This is a genomic window from Sporosarcina sp. P1, assembly GCF_002743155.1.
In the GTDB taxonomy this organism is placed as follows: domain Bacteria; phylum Bacillota; class Bacilli; order Bacillales_A; family Planococcaceae; genus Sporosarcina; species Sporosarcina ureae_B.
In genome coordinates, this window is record NZ_PDYS01000001.1 from 481,181 (window position 1) to 498,819 (window position 17,639).

The 17,639-nt window shown below is 40.2% G+C and carries 21 protein-coding genes and 1 riboswitch; of the genes, 17 read left to right on the plus strand and 4 right to left on the minus strand.

All coding sequences use genetic code 11. The features are described 5' to 3' along the window. The first annotated feature begins 47 nt into the window (after positions 1-47). Positions 48-2,198 carry a peptidoglycan D,D-transpeptidase FtsI family protein gene (locus CSV73_RS02425; RefSeq protein ID WP_233202829.1) on the plus strand — a complete coding sequence of 717 codons (2,151 nt, stop codon included), beginning with the start codon at positions 48-50 and terminating at the stop codon, positions 2,196-2,198. Positions 2,199-2,252: 54 nt separating this feature from the next. Here CSV73_RS02425 and CSV73_RS02430 read toward each other — a convergent pair whose 3' ends face one another. After that, positions 2,253-2,702, minus strand: a complete 450-nt coding sequence (locus CSV73_RS02430; protein WP_085130395.1) for a hypothetical protein — start codon at positions 2,700-2,702, stop codon at positions 2,253-2,255. Then, positions 2,699-3,058 carry a hypothetical protein gene (locus CSV73_RS02435; RefSeq protein WP_085130397.1) on the minus strand — a complete coding sequence of 120 codons (360 nt, stop codon included), beginning with the start codon at positions 3,056-3,058 and terminating at the stop codon, positions 2,699-2,701. Before CSV73_RS02435 ends, CSV73_RS02430 begins: the two co-directional genes overlap by 4 nt. A 173-nt stretch (positions 3,059-3,231) precedes the next feature. Between CSV73_RS02435 and rpmG the strand changes: the two genes are divergently transcribed. The 5 genes from rpmG to CSV73_RS02460 all read left to right on the plus strand — a co-directional run bounded on the left by rpmG (position 3,232) and on the right by CSV73_RS02460 (position 7,308). Beyond that, complete coding sequence (rpmG, locus tag CSV73_RS02440) at positions 3,232-3,381, plus strand: 50S ribosomal protein L33 (protein WP_029054517.1); 150 nt, start codon at positions 3,232-3,234, stop codon at positions 3,379-3,381. Positions 3,382-3,436: 55 nt separating this feature from the next. After that, on the plus strand, positions 3,437-4,021 hold the full coding sequence (locus CSV73_RS02445; protein ID WP_085130399.1) for a 5-formyltetrahydrofolate cyclo-ligase: 585 nt from the start codon (positions 3,437-3,439) through the stop codon (positions 4,019-4,021). Next, on the plus strand, positions 4,014-4,199 hold the full coding sequence (locus CSV73_RS02450) for a YqgQ family protein (protein ID WP_085130401.1): 186 nt from the start codon (positions 4,014-4,016) through the stop codon (positions 4,197-4,199). Before CSV73_RS02445 ends, CSV73_RS02450 begins: the two co-directional genes overlap by 8 nt. A 125-nt stretch (positions 4,200-4,324) precedes the next feature. Further along, a complete protein-coding gene (locus tag CSV73_RS02455; RefSeq protein ID WP_085130403.1) occupies positions 4,325-6,220 on the plus strand; it encodes an LTA synthase family protein in 1,896 nt (631 codons plus the stop codon). Positions 6,221-6,288: 68 nt separating this feature from the next. Next, a complete protein-coding gene (locus CSV73_RS02460; protein ID WP_099626527.1) occupies positions 6,289-7,308 on the plus strand; it encodes a YqgU-like beta propeller domain-containing protein in 1,020 nt (339 codons plus the stop codon). A gap of 151 nt (positions 7,309-7,459) precedes the next feature. Here the strand turns inward: CSV73_RS02460 and CSV73_RS02465 are convergent, their stop codons facing one another. After that, positions 7,460-7,642 (minus strand): DUF2759 family protein, encoded by a 183-nt coding sequence (locus CSV73_RS02465; RefSeq protein ID WP_029054522.1) that lies wholly within the window; start codon positions 7,640-7,642, stop codon positions 7,460-7,462. Between the two features lie 158 nt (positions 7,643-7,800). Between CSV73_RS02465 and CSV73_RS02470 the strand changes: the two genes are divergently transcribed. Next, positions 7,801-8,436, plus strand: a complete 636-nt coding sequence (locus CSV73_RS02470; protein WP_085130407.1) for an MBL fold metallo-hydrolase — start codon at positions 7,801-7,803, stop codon at positions 8,434-8,436. 60 nt (positions 8,437-8,496) lie between these two features. Here CSV73_RS02470 and CSV73_RS02475 read toward each other — a convergent pair whose 3' ends face one another. After that, positions 8,497-8,739: a DUF2626 domain-containing protein gene (locus CSV73_RS02475; protein ID WP_085130409.1), complete on the minus strand. Its 243-nt coding sequence runs from the start codon at positions 8,737-8,739 to the stop codon at positions 8,497-8,499. 344 nt (positions 8,740-9,083) lie between these two features. Between CSV73_RS02475 and comGA the strand changes: the two genes are divergently transcribed. The 10 genes from comGA to gcvPB all read left to right on the plus strand — a co-directional run bounded on the left by comGA (position 9,084) and on the right by gcvPB (position 17,628). Then, the gene (gene comGA / locus CSV73_RS02480) at positions 9,084-10,088 is read left to right on the plus strand and encodes a competence type IV pilus ATPase ComGA (protein WP_099626528.1); all 1,005 of its coding nucleotides are present in this window, start codon (positions 9,084-9,086) and stop codon (positions 10,086-10,088) included. Beyond that, on the plus strand, positions 10,075-11,127 hold the full coding sequence (gene comGB, locus CSV73_RS02485; RefSeq protein WP_158232269.1) for a competence type IV pilus assembly protein ComGB: 1,053 nt from the start codon (positions 10,075-10,077) through the stop codon (positions 11,125-11,127). The genes comGA and comGB overlap by 14 nt, the downstream gene beginning before the upstream one ends. Positions 11,128-11,141: 14 nt before the next feature. Next, entirely contained in the window at positions 11,142-11,453 is a 312-nt protein-coding gene (gene comGC / locus CSV73_RS02490) for a competence type IV pilus major pilin ComGC (RefSeq protein WP_099626530.1), read from the plus strand. Continuing rightward, entirely contained in the window at positions 11,443-11,898 is a 456-nt protein-coding gene (locus CSV73_RS02495; RefSeq protein ID WP_198166043.1) for a type II secretion system protein, read from the plus strand. The genes comGC and CSV73_RS02495 overlap by 11 nt, the downstream gene beginning before the upstream one ends. Further along, entirely contained in the window at positions 11,891-12,190 is a 300-nt protein-coding gene (locus CSV73_RS02500) for a hypothetical protein (protein WP_085130420.1), read from the plus strand. The genes CSV73_RS02495 and CSV73_RS02500 overlap by 8 nt, the downstream gene beginning before the upstream one ends. Then, the gene (gene comGF, locus CSV73_RS02505) at positions 12,187-12,621 is read left to right on the plus strand and encodes a competence type IV pilus minor pilin ComGF (protein WP_158232271.1); all 435 of its coding nucleotides are present in this window, start codon (positions 12,187-12,189) and stop codon (positions 12,619-12,621) included. Before CSV73_RS02500 ends, comGF begins: the two co-directional genes overlap by 4 nt. A gap of 162 nt (positions 12,622-12,783) precedes the next feature. After that, positions 12,784-13,290 carry a shikimate kinase gene (locus CSV73_RS02515; RefSeq protein ID WP_085130426.1) on the plus strand — a complete coding sequence of 169 codons (507 nt, stop codon included), beginning with the start codon at positions 12,784-12,786 and terminating at the stop codon, positions 13,288-13,290. Positions 13,291-13,424: 134 nt separating this feature from the next. Continuing rightward, a riboswitch (glycine riboswitch) is annotated at positions 13,425-13,517 on the plus strand. Between the two features lie 163 nt (positions 13,518-13,680). Continuing rightward, positions 13,681-14,781 (plus strand): glycine cleavage system aminomethyltransferase GcvT, encoded by a 1,101-nt coding sequence (gene gcvT / locus CSV73_RS02520; protein WP_099626531.1) that lies wholly within the window; start codon positions 13,681-13,683, stop codon positions 14,779-14,781. A 20-nt stretch (positions 14,782-14,801) separates the two neighbouring features. Beyond that, positions 14,802-16,148, plus strand: coding sequence for an aminomethyl-transferring glycine dehydrogenase subunit GcvPA (gene gcvPA, locus CSV73_RS02525; protein ID WP_099626532.1), 1,347 nt, complete (start codon positions 14,802-14,804; stop codon positions 16,146-16,148). Further along, positions 16,141-17,628: an aminomethyl-transferring glycine dehydrogenase subunit GcvPB gene (gcvPB, locus tag CSV73_RS02530; RefSeq protein ID WP_099626533.1), complete on the plus strand. Its 1,488-nt coding sequence runs from the start codon at positions 16,141-16,143 to the stop codon at positions 17,626-17,628. The genes gcvPA and gcvPB overlap by 8 nt, the downstream gene beginning before the upstream one ends. Positions 17,629-17,639: the final 11 nt, after the last annotated feature.

The window sequence follows — 17,639 nt, forward strand, 5'->3', positions numbered from 1 at the left end:
CATGCTATAATTCTTATACATAAACTTCCTGAGAAAGGAGATTCCTGTTGAAGAGAAACCAAAAAAAGACGGAGCCGCCAAAAACGGGTCAACGTCAACATATTGCATTTCGAATGAATTTTTTATTTGTAGCGATTTTTGTCCTTTTTTCCTTACTCATATTCCGTTTAGGTTATATGCAAATCGTCAAAGGGGAAGATTATGCACGCAGTCTTGAACGAACGGAGGAAATTGCAGTCAACACGAGCACACCGCGGGGAAGGATTTTCGACCGTACAGGGAAAGTGCTCGTAGACAATGAAGCGAAAAATGCCATCACGTATACGAAAACTTCCTCCACGACGACGAAAGAAATGCTTGCGCTTGCTAGGAAAATTGCGAAGTTGATCGAACAGGATACACAACGTGTCACGATGGGCGATAAACGAGATTTCTGGATTTTATTGAATCCTGTTAAAGCAGCTGATAAAGTACCCAAGAAAGAACAAACCGAACTCAGTAAAGATGAAAATAAATCTCAGAAAGATATTCAACGAGAAATTAACCAACTGACGCGCGACCGGATCACGGACGAAGAGCTAGCTACATTATCGGCGGAAGATTTGGAAGTACTCGCAATTTATAGAGAAATGATGGCAGGTTATGCCTACTCACCACAAATCATCAAAAGCGATGGTGTGACCGATAAAGAACTAGCTGTTGTATCTGAAAGATTGGATCAACTACCGGGTGTCAATACGACTACAGATTGGGATCGTGTCAAAAAATCTGATAGTGCGATTCTCGGTTCTACTACAAGTCCGGTAGAAGGGATTCCGCGTTCCCACTTAGACTACTTCCTGGCAAGAGATTATTCGCGTAATGATCGTGTAGGAAGAAGTTATTTGGAATCGTATTATGAAGACTTACTGAAAGGTCAGAAGACGATTGTGAAAAACGTCAAAGACCGCACAGGAAAAGTCGTTGAAACGAAAACGGTGAAAGAAGGACAGCCAGGTAAAGATCTGGTCTTAACTACAGATACCGATTTGCAGAAGGCGCTCGAAGATGTCGTGTCCAATAAATTATTGCGTTTAAAACAAGGCCCGAATTCAGGCGCGTTGGAATCAGCGTTCCTGGTTATGCTGGATCCGAATAACGGAGAAATTCTATCGCTTGTCGGTAAGAAAGTAGCAAAGGACGAAACGACGGGACGATGGGCAATACAGGATTACACATTCGGTACGTTTACTTCAGCGTATGAAGTCGGCTCCACAGTCAAATTAGCGACAATGCTTACAGGTTATAATGAAGGAGCCGCAAAAATCGGTGAAGTTAAGATTGACCAACCGATCAATATTGGCGGCAGATACAAACGATCATTGTTTAATCCAAATGGTCGGGTGGCATTAAACGATATTGCTGCTATCGGTCGTTCTTCCAACGTGTATATGTTCCGAATTGCAATGGGATTAGGAAACGCAACATACCGACCGGGCCAAGGATTACCAATTGACAAGAAAGCCTTTGATACATTCCGAGAGAACTTTGCGGCGTTCGGATTAGGTGTCAAAACAGGCATCGATTTACCAGGCGAATATACTGGTGTTACGGGTACGGAAACGATTCCCGGAAAACTCCTCGACTTTTCAATTGGTCAGTTTGATACGTATACTCCTCTGCAAATGGCTCAATATGTTGCAACCATTGCAGCGGACGGTAATCGAATAGCACCAAAAATTTTGAAAGAAATCCGTGAACCTTCTCCAGATGGGGAAGTACTTGGTGAATTGGTGGAGGAAACACCTGTGAAAGTGTTGAATCGCTTGAAAAACTCACAATTGGAAATCGATCAAGTGAAGAAAGGTATGCATTATGTTTACTATGGTGCGAACGGCACTGCTTCTGGATTACTAGCAGGTGCACCATATACAGGAGCTGGAAAGACAGGTACTGCCGAGTCGTTTTATTATACAGGTAATAAATCCAACCCTGTTATTCCGACGATCAACTTGTCTCATGTAGGATATGCACCTGCAGATAAACCTGAAGTTGCGTATTCAGTAATCATCCCATATATTTCAACGAATACGAAACGCTATCCATCCGCCACGGCAAGTGAAATAGCTAAAGAAGCACTTGATGTATTCTTTGAACAAAAAAGACAGAGAAACTCAAAGGCTGACAACGCGTCTCCGGACGTGCAAATACAGAAATAACACGGGTTGATCAATACAAAAAAGACGAAAGCCATATGGTTTTCGTCTTTTTTATTATAGGCGTAAAAAGATTTTAGCAATCTCAGGAAAACGCATATCAGAGCGTAATTCATATGTACCGGTTTTGATTTTTCGTGTGTAATCATTTTCAATTATATATAGTTCAAATTCTTCGGCGCTTTTTATTAATTTTTCATTTTCTAATTCACGTGATAACTCGGCAGGTGTAATGCCTGCTTTAACTGTGAAACTCTTCGCGACGATTTCTTCCGCTTCATTTTCCTCTGGAATCGTATCTTGTTCAGATTCTGGTTGACGAATAGCATCTTTCCGCGACAATGTCTGTGCAATCGCCAGCTCTTTTTTAAGAATAGCTATATCTTCTTTTGAATCAGCTAATTGCTTTTGCAAAGTCCCTTCGGATGTCTGTTGCTGTACAAAATACACAATGCCGCCAGCTATTAAACAACCAATTCCAACAGCACGCAATATTTCCTTGATCATGACAACCGCACTCCTTTAGAATGTAGCACTTCCGTTACTTCTTTTTCACTAAGTGAAGCGCGCTTTGCAATCTCAGGGATCGTGTAGCCTTGTTTGTGAAGTGACGTAATTTGATTGACAATAATTGCGTGTATCGTTTTTTGTGGTGCTGGTGCAGGGGGCTCTGAAGAAGGGGATGCAACCATCAATTCTTCTTCAAGCAAACGAATTCTCTTCTTGAGATTACTTGTTTCCTGATGGAGACTGATCGAAATATTTTCCAGTTCATCATCCATAGCACGCGTCTTATTTCCTACAAAAAACGAAGTAATGACAGCCAGTACACCAATACTGAGTAAAATTAAGGGGATATCCATACTGTTTCCCTCCAAAATAACTAGAATTTCCTTCATAATACCATAAGCACATAATGAATGATATTTGAAAGTTTTTGCTGTACAATGAATGAATCCATGGTATAATATATTAGTCGTATAAATCATGCTCATGTTTTACTTATATCTATAGCTATTGAGTGGGAGGGACAGTAATGCGCGTAAACGTAACACTCGCTTGTACAGAATGTGCAGAGCGTAATTATATTACTAAGAAAAACAAGCGTAACAATCCAGAACGTATTGAAATGATGAAATATTGCTCACGTGAAAAAAAGCAAACTTTGCACCGTGAAACGAAATAATCATTAAAACCAAAACCTGCTTCGGTTTTGGTTTTTTCTTACGGGAGGTAGTGCAGTGGAAAAGCAGCATCTTCGAAAACAGGTTATACAGCAATTACATCAATTAACTCCATCTGATCACGAACGGAAATCCGCTATTATAGTAGAGAAAGTTCTTGCTTCGGATGAATTTAAGTATGCAAAGACCATCGGAATCACATTATCGAGATTTCCGGAAGTGGATACGCATCGTTTGATAGAAATCGCTTGGCAATCCGGGAAGCGAGTTGCGATTCCACGATGTATTTCTTCTACGAGGGAAATGGATTTTCGTTTGATTGATTCATTTGATCAGACCGAAGTAGTCTATATGGATTTAAAAGAACCGAAAATAGAAGTAACAGAGTCTATAAATCCACAAGAAATAGACTTGCAAATCGTACCAGGTGTCGTGTATTCAGAGACTGGATACCGGATTGGATTCGGTGGTGGGTATTACGATCGTTATTTGATAAATTTTCCATTTGAAACGATTTCACTGGCATTTGATTGTCAAATCCGCCATAATATAGCTAGGGAGCCGCATGATATTCCGGTGTCCTATATTTACACAGACGAACATATTATAGATTGTCAGAAAGCACGTGAAGCGAATGAATGAATTTTATGACGTGATGAAATTGCTTAAACGTTTTGGTGTAATCATTTATACGGGAAATAAAAAACAGGACAGCATGGTAATGGAGTCCGAAGTGAAAGAACTGTATGACCATCAATTTATTGACCAACAAACATATATTCAAGCATTGCTTGTTTTGAGAAGGGAACAAACTAGCTAACCACTAGTTAATACTATACGAACTACTCATTCCTCGACTCATGTGAAACTTTTCACGCATTCAAACGTCTAAATATATGATGACTATAAAAACAGTATCTAAACGAAACGAAAGGAAGAGATGGAATGAGAAAATTTTCATGGCCTAAGCATTCCGTACTCATTATCGCCGTAATCGCAACTTGGTTGACTACCTACATCGGGTATTTCACCAGTTTCAATATGAAGATCGATAATGCTATGCAACAGTTTATCTTACTAATTAACCCTCTAGCATTTATATTGTTTGTTTATGGGGTTGCGCTATTTATTAAAAAGACGAAAACACGTAACCGATATATTTTAGCGGTTAGTTTCATCACATCTTTTGTCATGTTTGCCAATGCGGTGTTCTATCGTTTCTTTACAGACTTTATTACACTGCCACTATTGTTCCAAACAAGTAACTTTGCGGATTTAAGTTCTTCAATTACAGAGAATTTGAGACTTCTTGATCTATTCTTTTTCTCCGATGTTTTGATTATTTTAGTGGCTATACGTTTCTTCAAGCAAGAACCAGTTCAAGAGTCCAACCATAAAATGGGACGCAAAGTGTATTTTGCGGCGGCGGCTACGTTGATGATGTTCAACTTAGCGCTTGCAGAAGCTCAACGTCCACAGTTATTGACAAGAAGTTTCGACCGTGAATTGCTCGTTAAAAACATTGGTACGTATAATTATCATCTATATGATTTATTTGTCCAATCCAAATCCCATGCTCAGCGTACATTTGCTGATGGCACGGAATTGACCGAAATAGAGAACTATGTCAAAGCGAACCACGCGCAGCCGGATCCGAAAATGTTCGGTACTGCAAAAGGTAAAAACGTAATTCTCGTTTCACTTGAATCGTTACAAAACTTTGTTATTAATAACGATATGAATGGACATGAAATTACCCCATTCTTGAATGAATTAACAAACGATAAAGATACATTTTACTTTGACAATTTTTATCAACAAACTGGATTAGGGAAAACGTCCGACTCCGAGTTTATCGTAGAGAACTCATTATATGGACGTAACGGTAGTGCAGTATTCTTCACACACAGCGGTAACACATATAACTCACTTTCAGAACGACTAGGTGAGAATGGTTATGCTACAAGTGTCATGCACGCCAACAGTAAGAGCTTCTGGAACCGCGACATTATGTACAAAGCGCTTGATGTGCAGAAGTTCTATGATGTAGATAGCTACACAATCGGTGAAGATGAAGCAGTTAACTGGGGAATGAAAGATATCCCGTATTTCCATCAATCTGTTAATTTGATGAAAGATATGAAGCAACCATTTGCTACACGAATGATTACACTAACAAACCATCATCCGTTTGATTTGGATGAACAGGATAAATTAATTCCTGAATACACATCAAATTCCAATACGTTGAATAAGTATTTCCAAACAGTTCGATATATGGACGAAGCGGTTAAGGAATTCTTTGACGACTTAAAGGAAAGTGGTTTGTATGAAAACTCAATTATCGTCATGTACGGAGATCACTATGGTATTTCCGAAAATCACAATAAAGCAATGAGTATGTATATGGACAAAGAAATTACACCATTTGATAATGCGGAACTTCAAAAGGTTCCATTGTTCATTCATATGCCTGGGTCTGGTGAAGGTAAGCAAATGCATGAGCTTGGCGGACAGATAGATATCCGTCCTACTATTCTTCACCTACTGGGAATTGATACGAAAGCAGATATGCAGTTCGGTTCGGATTTATTCTCACCGGATCATGAACCATTTGTTATTTTCCGTGACGGTCGTCTCGTCACAGACAAAAACATTTATGCACAAGAAGTTTGCTATGACATCGAAACTGGGGAACCGTCAGAAGATGAAACGCAATGTGAGCCGTATATTGAGCGTGCTAATACTGAATTGAATTATTCAGATACAATCATCAATGGTGACTTGCTGCGATTCAAAGAACGACCAGATGGCAGTCCTGAAATGAAAGAAAGCAAATAAGTTGATGAGCTGCGCGGCTGCCTATGCCGCGCAGCTTTTTTAAAACCAAAAGAAGAGGAAGTGAAAAAGTGAAGAGAATATTGATCCCAGTAGTATGCGCATGTATTTTAATAGCATGTACGCCATCTGAAGAAGTTGAAAACGAAGAACAACGAGTAGAAAATGAAACAGAGCCAGTAGAAACCCTTACAGCTTCTAAAGAAGATATTCGTTTTGTTGCAGGTTGGTTGAATGAAACGGCAATTTTGTTCGTCGATCACAAAGATGATGAAGATCGGTTACTGTCGTTTGATTTAAAGACAGGAGACATACATACCTTATTTACGTCCACTGCAACGATCTCTGAAGTGCAAGTTCATCCTAGCGCTTCGCAATTACTAGTCAAAACAGCAGACGACTCAACGGAGGCTATCATACATATACTTGATCATGCAGGTACTCTACTAAATGAAGTGTCGATAGAATCCTCGGAACTTGAAATTCAATGGAATGATATCGACGCTTCACAATTACTAATCACCGCTTTCTCTGATGATTGGAGTTACGAAATCATGCGCTATGACGCGAATGACGATACATTGGTAGCAGTAATGCTCCCTGATCCATTTTCTAGTTGGCTAGGTGCAGAAGAATTGGTATATATGGAAGACCTAGATGTAGTAAAACAATTACTCTCTACAGGGGAAAAGACTACGCTTGCGAATAATGCCAACCAATTCCATTCAGCTACAGATCAGGTATTGATTGAATCATTTGAAGGTGAGCGGATACGATATACAGTATTAAATGCAATCGGAGAAGAGAAGTACTCTTGGTTTGTTGAAGATCATTCATTCGTGATGGAACAAGCTGTATTTTTAGATGAGAATACATTGATGATGACTATTACCGATCAAACTGAGATGAAGCCAACTAGTTTTCTAGTGAAGATACAAGACGGTGAGGAAGTAAAGCGCCAAAAGTTACCAGAAGGCGGTTCTTTAGATTGCAAAGGCGACAAGTGTTTAATAGGGTATAGTCTAGATACTTGGATTAATATAGAAACCGGCGAGAGGGTAAAGTGGTTGGAAATTGAACCGCTAGAATAAGCTTTACTTATAAGTGGTGAATTACTATCTAGGAGGAGTTTGAAACGCCAGCTGGAATGCGTTCCGCCGAAGTATCAATTCTACGTATATCGATGAAAACAATAAAAAATAAGGACATCCCCTGTGAAAGGGTGTCCTTATTTTTTGGAACTTATTTGTGTAGTTGTGGCGGGTATCCAGAATATATGACAGTAGCGATCGTAAATCCTCCGATAACTACAACCGTTACCACATTGAATACTATACTTAACAGATTCCGCTCTTTAAAAGCTTGGACCGTTCCAAAGACTGCTAAGATTGCAATCAATCCAAAAATGATGACTAATAAATTCATTGAGTAGACACTCCTTTCAACATTGAAAAAATGAATGCCATAAAGCGATATTCCTCCTCTATTGTACTGTTAATGAATCGTTTTGTCGAGATTAAATAATGACGATTATTTGAAGTTTGTGTCCACAATCATTAATATTAGACATAGAGGTGAGGTAAATGAGGATACATATACATCCATTAGGTCCAATTCAGACAAATTGCTACATAGTGGAAGATGAAAAGAAAAATTGTTTAGTATTCGATCCAGGCGAAGATGGAGAGGCGTTACTATCAGAATTGCGAAAGTTATCTCTGAAGCCTGTTGCCATTTTGCTGACACATGCACACTTTGACCATATCGGGGCAGTAGAAAAGATTCGAACTGCTTTTGATATCCCTGTGTACTTGCATGTGGCGGAAAAGAAATGGCTTGCGAATCCTGAGTTAAATGGTTCAGCCAAATACCCCGTATTGCCTGACGTCATTTGTAACCCTGCTGACGTGCTACTTCATGATGAAAAACATTTGGAAGTGGGGACGTTTAAGATGGAGACGCGTCATGTGCCAGGACACTCGCCAGGAAGCGTTTGTTATATCTTTGAAGATGAAGGATTCGCAATTGTAGGGGATACATTGTTCCAAGGTAGCGTAGGCCGTACCGACTTGCCAGGCGGTGATACGGAAACATTGCTCAAAGCGATTCACGAACAGTTATTGACGCTAGACGACGAGATGTTACTTTATCCCGGACATGGGCCTGCGACAACACCTGGAGTCGAAAAAGACCAAAACCCGTACTTACACGGATTTTGATCAAAATCAAGCAAACAAAAAACAGCTTTCCGTTGAGGAAGCTGTTTTTGTTTGTGCGGATTAGTGTCCTCCACCAGGTACATGAATGAAAATAGAATAGTAACTAAAACCAACCATGAAGATCATCAGGTATGCTCCGAATAGGTAAACATACATACGCTCTGAAAGCTTCAAGTATCCAAGTAGAACAAAGAAAATTGTGCCTGCTACCATAAGTAAAGCAGCTGGAACCATATTCCCAACATAGAACATTACCGCAAAAATACCTGACCAGAATCCTAAAAGTTTAAACATATTATCCATCTAAGAATCCCTCCTTCACAACATTACAATAAGCTCTTATCCATTATAATAGAACGTCAGCCTAAAAGTAAACTCCAATCGATTTCACATTGTGTCAAAAGAGTGTACTTGTACGAACAGATTCAGATAGTAGCTGATTACAGTATAACAGAACCTACAATGAAAATAATATGAAAATTGATTTTTGATATTGAATTGACGTAAAGAACTGAATTTTGACCCAATATCATGATGAAAAAATGAATTAACATAAATGTAGTGCATTTTTAAACAATTTAATTCCCATATATACTTCTTTCTAAGATAAAAAGTGGTCTTTTGTCGAATAGAGAAAGGAGAGAACTATGGAAATTGAACAGAACCCTATAGAAAAAACGTGTTTACAGTTGCTTGAGAAAGCAATTCATTCTGAAGCGACAGATATTCATTTTGTACCTACGATAGAAGGATATGACGTGACAATTCGCAAGCACTCTTATTTTTCGAAAATCGGTCAATATCCTCATACATTAGGCGGTCGGTTAATTTCATTTTATAAATTTTTATCTTCTTTAGATATTAGTGAACAACGACGCCCGCAAAGTGGTTCCTTCCACCGGTCTTTCTTAGACTGCAACTTCTCTTTTCGCGTCTCGACAATCCCATCTATCCAATTAAAGGAAAGTGTCGCGATCCGCATTCAGAAACACGATAAAATCGTTCCGCTCAACCAGCTATGTCTCGATCCTGACTGGACACAGCAATTGGCTGAAGCTGCTGCTTATAAGCAAGGACTGTTTCTCGTCACCGGACCAACTGGTTCTGGTAAAACGACCACATTATATTCATTGACTTCTCATTGTGTATCCGAACTCAAACGTCATGTCATTTCACTTGAAGATCCTGTAGAGAATAATCATAGTCATCTGCTACAAATTCAAGTGAATGAACGTTCTGGTATTACCTATTCTGCTGGATTAAAAGCGATTTTACGACATTCACCCGATGTCATCATGATTGGTGAAATACGTGATGCTGAGACAGCCAAAATTGCAGTTGAAGCTGCGTTGACAGGACACTTAGTTCTTAGCACAATCCATGCGAAAGATCCTGTGGGTTGCTTGTATCGTTTACTAGACCTCGGTATTCATGTAGAAGAGCTAAGACAGACCATTATCGCGATATCTGCTCAGCGTCTTATTACACAACAGTCAGGAGAGACGGCAGCAGTTTTTGAAATATTGCAGGAGTCGGATCTACAATTAGCTACGGAATCAATGGTGAATGGCCTACGGTTTACGATTCCTGTTAATAAGAAAATCGAAGTGCAGCAAGCTTTGTATGAAAAGGTGCTATATGGAACGGATTAAATTTTTCGGTCCATCCTCCAATAAAAAAATTATAAAGCCAGCGGAGTTTCTAGTACGACTTTCGGTGTTATTACAAGAAGGATATACCTTTCATGAAGGTCTCATTCTAATATTGCCCTATCATACGAAAGAGTATGAGGAAAAACTTCGACAAGTAGAAGAAGAGTTGAAGATGGGGTATGGTGTTTCACATATTTTGAAGAGTTTAGGTTTTGGCAAAAGTACGATGTTGCCGATCGTTATTGCGGAAGTGGATGGCAATTTGATACGCGCCTTGAAAGAAGTAGCGGATCGTGTCAATCGAAAGACGGAGAAGCAAAAACAAGTTCGTAAACTGTTGGCGTACCCAAGTGTCCTGTTTTCCTTCTTATTGATTTTGTTAGTCGCTTTTCGGCAATTTTTCTTACCGAATTTTGAAGCATTGACTGTAATGCGGGCGGATGACAATGGAGGAATCGTTCACTTATTACCAAAACTCGTTTCATCTATACCAGATCTCTTATTGTCCATGGCTATTATATGTGCTGTTGGTTTTCTTTTAGTTCGAATGTGGTTAACTAGATTGTCCCCGTCTGAAATTTTACGCCATATATTAAAAATACCTGGAATCAAAACATTCTACGGTGAAATGAAAACTAGAGATTTCGCCAGTGAGCTCGGAAGTTTGTTGCAGTCTGGACTTTCTATGCAAAGCGCATTAGCTGTTCTAGCGGAGCAGACAGAGGATCCTATATTAGCGGTCATCACAAACGAATTAAGTGAACATGTCATTTATGGTGAATCATTGCACGAAGCAATCCGTTTAACAGATGGTCTATCGCCACGTCTCGCAGATTTTGCAAAACACGGGGCTGATACGGGATACTTACCGAAAGAACTTATGCTATATAGCGAACATACGAGTGAACAATTGGAGGAGAAGGTTAATCAATGGATAACGATTTTACAGCCTGCCTTATTTGGTGTTTTGGCGGTTTGTATTTTATTGTCCTATTTATCTATTTTATTGCCTGTTTATAAAATGATCGACAACATTTAAAAGGAGGGAAAGTGTTGCTGAAGAATGAAAAAGGTTTTACGTTGATTGAAATGATGATCGTGTTGCTAATAATTACTGTTTTAATCTTGATTGCAATCCCGAATGTTACGAAGCATTCTAAATCGATTGATGAAAAGGGCTGTGAAGCGTATGTCAAAATGGTAGAAGGCCAAGTGCAGGCATACAAGATGGATAAAAAAACGATTCCAACGATTTCATCACTAACTACAGAAGGGTATTTACCAGCTGAACCTGCGTGTCCGAATGGCAGTGCAATTTCGATCGATATGGAAGGAAAAGTAAAGGCTGCAAATAGTGGAGGTTAAGCGTATTTTCAATGATCAACATGGATTCACCTTTTTGGAACTCTTGTTGGTCCTATCCATCATGACGATATTGACAGCCATCATTCTTCCTTTTAGTGAAAAACACCTGGAAAAAGAATCCGAAAAGGATGCACTGAAGCAATTCATTGCGTCTGTTCATGAGATGCAGCTATATGCAATGACACATAAAGAAAGTGTTGCTTTGACATTTGGTGAAAGTGGAGCAACTTATAAGGCGGAAAAAATTGATATGAAAGAAACGCTAATACGTGGAATATTTCCTGAAGGCATGTACAGGACTAAACATTCTCCGCTTAAAAGAATAGAGTTTTCTGAAACAGGATACATGGTGAAAACAGGAAAGATGTATTTTTCTACACAAAGCAAAGGTGAAATTTTTATCTCGTTTCAGTTTGAGAGAGGAAGGATGATAGTCAATGAATGAAAAAGGGCAATCGTGGCCGGAAGCTATGTTGTCGTTACTCGTTGCCATGGTGATATTTGGATCTCTAATACCGATGGCCAACATATTGACATCGTCCGCCACCGGAAAAAAACAAGCGATGATTGCCAGTCAAACAGCCTACCAAGCAGCTATTCTAAACAAAGCATCGGGACAAGTGACAGGGAGCAGATTTCACGAAGATCTACAGTATGATTGGATCGTTAGCGATAGTCGAATTTGTGTGGGCTATGAAATACAACAAGTCGCAAATCATAAATGTGTGAGTCTATGATGCAGTTGAATGAAAAGGGATATTCACTAGTTGAGAGTATCATTCATCTACTTATATTCATGATGCTAATTCAATTAACAGTTTTATTTTTCTACTGGAAAGCACCCGTAGATAATGTTTACCACGGAGATCTGCTTGGCGAGTGGGAGTTATTTTCTTTGGAATTACAGGAATTATTGGAAAAAGTAACTGTAGTGGAGGAAGTGAAATCTACGCTCATTACGTTCCATACCCAAAAAGGAAGCATTACTATACAGCAATACGATAAAATGCTTCGTAAGGTTGTGAATGGAACAGGTCATGTCCCTTTGTTGATGAATGTGAAATCCAGTAAATTTACTGTGAAGGATAGCGAATTGAAGCTTGCTGTCGAAATGAAGGATGGTATGCGTAAAGAAAGGACGTTTGCTATTGGATTATATCAAGAATGAGAAGGGAGGATCATTTATTTTCGCGATTGTTTTATTATTTTTGGTAAGTCTCTTTCTTTTCTCCCTCGTTTCATGGCATGATAGTATCTACAGAATATACGACTGGCTCGAAATCTATTATGAGCGTAAAGCAGTTGAATTAATGAAACGGGATGGATGAAAATGAAAAGGATTTATTTAGTGGGATTCATGGGATGTGGAAAAAGCGCAATCGGTAAACGGCTGCATACGTTAACAGGCATTCCGTTCTTTGATATGGATCATGAAATTTCAGAACAAATGCAAATGACGATTCCTGAGATATTCGATCAGTACGGAGAGTTGTATTTCCGGCAGTTGGAGACGGAATTCCTCGAAAAATTTCCAGAAGAATTTTGTATTGTAGCCACTGGTGGAGGCGTGGCGGTAAAGGAAGAAAATATACAATTGATGCGTGAAACGGGCATCGTATTTTTCCTCAATGCATCATTCCGCGATATTTGGCGCAGAATCTCGACTGATGTCAATCGCCCTATTGTACAACAATCTTCGCGGCAAGAATTAGAAGCGCTCTATAAAAAACGTAAGTCGAAGTATTTACAGTCTGCTCATTTCACTGTGGAGACTACGGGCAAATCTTTAACGGACATTGCAGAATATATTATCTTTCAAATTGAGAGATATCAATAATTCGTTGAAAAAGCGAATGATTTGGTTTATAATCAAAATATCATTCGTTTTTATGCCTTCTTAATAAATAGATTGCGCTTACTTCTATGAAATGTTAAGATATCAGTGAAGAAAAAATTAACTCAATAATGCGAATGATTGTATGGGGAGAGCGCGCATTAGGCGCCGCCGAAGGAGCAAGTAACGAATGTTATGAATCTCTCAGGTAACAAAACGCATACATGACGCATCTCTGGAGAGTGCTGAGCAATCAGCGGCCGAAGAAAGTATGGAAACTGTAAAGCTTTCAGGCAAAAGGACAGGGGTTCTCTTTTATAGGAGACCCCTGTCCTTTTTTTGATGAAATACATACTGATCGTTCTTTGATCAGAACAAAAAGGAGGAAACAGTTTGACGAATCAATTATTGCGCACGCCGTTATTTGAAAGTTATAAAGAGTACGGAGGTAAAACAATCGATTTTGGCGGCTGGGAGTTGCCTGTGCAGTTTTCTAGTATTAAAGCAGAACATGAAGCCGTTCGGACAAAAGCAGGTTTGTTTGATGTCTCGCATATGGGAGAAGTGTTTGTTAGTGGTAGCGGAGCACTCGACTATTTGCAGAAGCTCGTGACGAATGACGTATCCAAACTAACGATTGGCCAAGCACAGTATACAGTGATGTGTAATGAGCAAGGTGGAACGATCGATGACTTTTTAATTTATAAATTAGAGGAAGAGCGCTATTTATTGGTAGTCAATGCATCGAATATTGAAAAAGATGTAGCTTGGATGGAAAAACAACAAATTGACAATGTCGTCATTGATAACCAATCTTCCAATTACGCTTTACTTGCACTGCAAGGACCGGTGGCGGAGTCGGTATTACAGAAACTGACGGATGAGTCGCTTAAAGAAATCAAATTTTTCCGTTTTAAAGAACATGTTCAAGTGGGCGGAGAAGATGTACTTGTTTCACGTACGGGTTATACAGGAGAAAATGGGTTTGAAATCTACGGTACACCTGAAGCAATCCAGAACCTGTGGTCAAAAATTTTACAAGAAGGCAAAGAAGACGGTGTGGTACCTGCAGGCCTTGGTGCACGAGACACATTGCGCTTTGAAGCGGGACTCCCTCTTTACGGTCAAGAACTGAGAGAGGATATTTCTCCATTAGAAGCAGGCCTTGGTTTCGTCGTAAAAGTGAAGAAAGAAGAGGATTTCATTGGTAAAGATATTCTTGTGAAGCAAAAAGAACAAGGGATAGAACGTAAGCTTGTCGGACTTGAAATGATCGATAAAGGAATTCCGCGTACTGGTTATAAAGTGTTTGAGGGTGACCGAGAGATTGGCGAAGTCACAACTGGTACGCAATCTCCTACATTAAAAAAGAACATCGGTTTTGCGCTTCTATCTACAGAATTTGCGGAACTTGGCACGGAAGTAGAAGTCGAAATCCGCGCAAAACGTCTGAAAGCAAAAGTCATTGCAACACCTTTCTATAAAAGATCATAAGTGAAAAGGGGTAAAAAATTATGAAGCATCGTTATCTACCTATGACGGAGCAAGACCAGAAAGATATGCTCGAAACAATCGGCGTTTCTTCCATTGATGAACTTTTCTCGGATATTCCGGAAAAGGTACGTTTTAAAGGCGAATATCAAATTAAACCAGCCAAATCCGAAACATCTCTTCTAAAAGAACTGGGGCGTTTGGCTGCGAAAAATGTCAACGCTCAAGAGTATGCATCGTTCCTAGGAGCGGGAGTTTATGATCACTATCGTCCGATTATCGTAGATCATGTCATTTCACGTTCTGAGTTTTATACAGCGTACACACCATACCAGCCCGAAATTTCACAAGGTGAGTTACAGGCGATTTTCGAATTCCAGACGATGATCTGTGAATTGACAGGGATGGAACTAGCGAACTCTTCCATGTACGACGGAGGAACGGCACTTGCAGAAGCAGGAACACTTGCTGCAGGGCATACGCGCCGTAAGAAGTTACTTGTGTCCGCTACTGTTCACAATGAATCACACGCAGTCGTGAAATCATACGCTGACGGACAATACATTGAAGTCGTAACGATCCCACATACAAACGGTGTAACGGATATCGATAAGCTAAAAGAACTGATTGATGATGAGACTGCAGCAGTACTCGTTCAATATCCGAACTTCTACGGACAAGTAGAGGACCTTCAGGCAATCAGCGATATTGCACATGACAATGGTGCACTATCGATCGTCTCAGCAAATCCACTTGCACTGGGGCTATTGACACCGCCTGGAGCGCTTGGAGCGGATATTACAGTTGGAGATGCACAACCATTCGGAATCGCAGAATCATTCGGTGGACCACATTGTGGATATTTCGCAGTATCGAAAAAGTTGATGCGTAAAGTTCCTGGCCGTCTAGTTGGTGAGACGAATGACGATCAAGGGCGTAGAGGATACGTACTGACATTGCAGGCGCGTGAGCAACATATTCGTCGTGACAAAGCAACATCCAATATTTGTTCGAACCAAGCTCTGAACGCTCTTGCGGCATCTGTTGCGATGACAGCTCTTGGTAAGGAAGGAATTAAAGAAATCGCATATCAGAACATCGCGAAAACGGCCTACGCGAAACAAGCATTTGAAAAAGCTGGATTCGAAGTGAAATTTGGTTCTGCGCATTTTAATGAACTTGTAGTGGATTGTAAATCACCTATTAAAGATGTCAATAAACGCCTGCTTGAACAAGGAATTATTGGTGGATATGATCTAAGTCTAGTAGATGAAAGTCTAGCGAATCACGCACTGATCGCTGTTACAGAACAACGTACGAAAGAAGAAATCGATGCATACGTGCAAGAACTGGAGGCTATCCATGCATAAGGACAATCAATCACTCATTTTTGAACTATCCCAACCTGGCCGAATCGGTTATAGCTTACCTGAATTAGATGTACCTGAAGTAGATGTTACATCCATTTTATCTCAAGGTGTAATTCGTACGGAAGAAGCAGAACTGCCCGAAGTATCTGAGTTGGACATCATGCGTCACTATACTGCATTGTCCAATCGTAATCACGGTGTCGACACAGGATTCTATCCATTAGGTTCTTGTACGATGAAATACAATCCGAAGATCAACGAAGCAGTAGCACGTTTCCCAGGATTCGCACGCGTTCACCCGCTGCAAGACGAATCTACTGTACAAGGTGCACTTGAAGTAGTGTACGATTTGCAAGAACACTTGGCTGAAATCACGGGTATGCCACAAGTTACATTACAACCTGCAGCAGGCGCGCACGGAGAGTGGACAGCATTGATGATGATTCGTGCTTTCCATGAAGCGAATGGTGATACGCAGCGTACGAAAGTACTTGTACCCGACTCCGCTCATGGAACAAACCCGGCTTCTGCAACGGTTGCTGGCTTTGATACCGTGACAGTGAAGTCGAATGAAAAAGGCTTAGTAGATCTTGAAGATTTGAAATCAAAAGTAGGTCCTGACACGGCAGCGTTGATGTTGACGAATCCGAACACGCTTGGTCTTTTCGAAGAAGATATCTTAGAAATGGCGGCAGTGGTTCATGGAGTGGGCGGAAAGCTGTATTATGACGGAGCGAACTTGAATGCGGTTATGTCTAAAGCACGCCCTGGCGACATGGGCTTTGATGCGGTTCACTTGAACTTGCATAAGACGTTCACAGGCCCTCACGGTGGTGGCGGACCAGGTTCAGGTCCAGTTGGAGTAACGGAGGAATTGGCTGCTTTCATGCCAAAACCTGTTGTTGAAAAAGTAGATGATCGCTTCATATTGAACTATGACGTGCCACAATCCATTGGTCGTGTGAAGCCGTACTACGGAAACTTCGGTATTTACCTACGTGCATATACGTATATTCGTTCAATGGGTCCAGACGGCTTAAAAGCGGTTACGGAATACGCAGTGCTTAATGCCAACTATATGATGCGTCGCCTAGAACCATACTTTGATCTTCCCTATACACAGCACTGTAAACACGAATTTGTTTTATCCGGTCGTCGTCAGAAGAAACTTGGCGCACGTACACTCGATATGGCGAAGCGTTTGCTAGACTTTGGTTATCATCCGCCAACAATCTATTTCCCTTTGAACGTGGAAGAAGCCATGATGATCGAGCCGACAGAAACAGAATCAAAAGAAACGTTGGATAACTTCATTGAAGCGATGATTCAAATCGCCAAAGAAGTAGAAGAAAATCCTGAAATCGTTCAAGAAGCACCACATACAACAGTCATCGGCCGCCTAGATGAAACAAAGGCAGCACGTAAGCCGGTGTTGCGTTATATAAAAGAACAATCACCAGTAGAAGAAACGGTACAATAATAAAATAGATT

What these genes read in the sequence shown, in the direction of transcription:
- CSV73_RS02430 (WP_085130395.1), bottom strand. Translation starts at nt 2,702, where the DNA reads ATGATCAAGGAAATATTGCGTGCTGTTGGAATTGGTTGTTTAATAGCT.
- CSV73_RS02435 (WP_085130397.1), bottom strand. Translation starts at nt 3,058, where the DNA reads ATGGATATCCCCTTAATTTTACTCAGTATTGGTGTACTGGCTGTCATT.
- rpmG (WP_029054517.1), top strand. Translation starts at nt 3,232, where the DNA reads ATGCGCGTAAACGTAACACTCGCTTGTACAGAATGTGCAGAGCGTAAT.
- CSV73_RS02450 (WP_085130401.1), top strand. Translation starts at nt 4,014, where the DNA reads ATGAATGAATTTTATGACGTGATGAAATTGCTTAAACGTTTTGGTGTA.
- CSV73_RS02455 (WP_085130403.1), top strand. Translation starts at nt 4,325, where the DNA reads ATGAGAAAATTTTCATGGCCTAAGCATTCCGTACTCATTATCGCCGTA.
- CSV73_RS02465 (WP_029054522.1), bottom strand. Translation starts at nt 7,642, where the DNA reads ATGAATTTATTAGTCATCATTTTTGGATTGATTGCAATCTTAGCAGTC.
- CSV73_RS02470 (WP_085130407.1), top strand. Translation starts at nt 7,801, where the DNA reads ATGAGGATACATATACATCCATTAGGTCCAATTCAGACAAATTGCTAC.
- CSV73_RS02475 (WP_085130409.1), bottom strand. Translation starts at nt 8,739, where the DNA reads ATGGATAATATGTTTAAACTTTTAGGATTCTGGTCAGGTATTTTTGCG.
- comGA (WP_099626528.1), top strand. Translation starts at nt 9,084, where the DNA reads ATGGAAATTGAACAGAACCCTATAGAAAAAACGTGTTTACAGTTGCTT.
- comGB (WP_158232269.1), top strand. Translation starts at nt 10,075, where the DNA reads ATGGAACGGATTAAATTTTTCGGTCCATCCTCCAATAAAAAAATTATA.
- CSV73_RS02500 (WP_085130420.1), top strand. Translation starts at nt 11,891, where the DNA reads ATGAATGAAAAAGGGCAATCGTGGCCGGAAGCTATGTTGTCGTTACTC.
- comGF (WP_158232271.1), top strand. Translation starts at nt 12,187, where the DNA reads ATGATGCAGTTGAATGAAAAGGGATATTCACTAGTTGAGAGTATCATT.
- CSV73_RS02515 (WP_085130426.1), top strand. Translation starts at nt 12,784, where the DNA reads ATGAAAAGGATTTATTTAGTGGGATTCATGGGATGTGGAAAAAGCGCA.
- gcvPA (WP_099626532.1), top strand. Translation starts at nt 14,802, where the DNA reads ATGAAGCATCGTTATCTACCTATGACGGAGCAAGACCAGAAAGATATG.
- gcvPB (WP_099626533.1), top strand. Translation starts at nt 16,141, where the DNA reads ATGCATAAGGACAATCAATCACTCATTTTTGAACTATCCCAACCTGGC.